Annotated in this window: 1 protein-coding gene; it reads left to right on the top strand. The window is 70.8% G+C overall.

From position 1 onward, the window contains the following. Positions 1-141: 141 nt before the first annotated feature. A partial coding sequence (locus FVP33_RS18980; protein ID WP_222706797.1) for a hypothetical protein occupies positions 142-489 on the top strand: 348 nt, incomplete at its 3' end.

Genomic DNA, 489 nt, shown 5'->3' on the forward strand with positions numbered 1-489 from the left:
CTTGCCGCGATGGGCGCCGCCGCCGTGGAGGCGCGGATCACCGGACGCGCGTCGGTGCTCGCGAAAATCATGGGACCGCTCGTCGGACACTGACGCCGCCCGGGGGAACGCCGAGGCGATCCTGCTAGCATTTCGAAGCCGATGGGGACGGCGAACGGCGCGATCGAGGAGACCATGACACTGTTCGAGGGGGCCGACGTGGCGTACTCCGCGCCGGGGCGACGTCGCCGAGGGCTCTCCAGGGTCGTCCCGACGGTGATCGCCCTCCTCCTGGTCGCCGCGGGCGCCTGGGGCGTCGTGAGCTTCCAGCGCCTCGTCGACCAGTACACGGTCTGGACCTTCACCCCCTCCGCCGCGACCGAGTCGATCGCCGACGGATCGCGGATGACCGCGGAGGGACGATTCCTCTTCTTCGCGAGCAAGCCGGCGGTGGAGCCCGCCGCCCTCTTCGACTCGAGCTGCGCGAGCGAACAGGAGGGAAGCGGGATC

Origin of the sequence: Lacisediminihabitans profunda, assembly GCF_008040105.1 — a bacterium.
In the GTDB taxonomy this organism is placed as follows: domain Bacteria; phylum Actinomycetota; class Actinomycetes; order Actinomycetales; family Microbacteriaceae; genus Lacisediminihabitans; species Lacisediminihabitans profunda.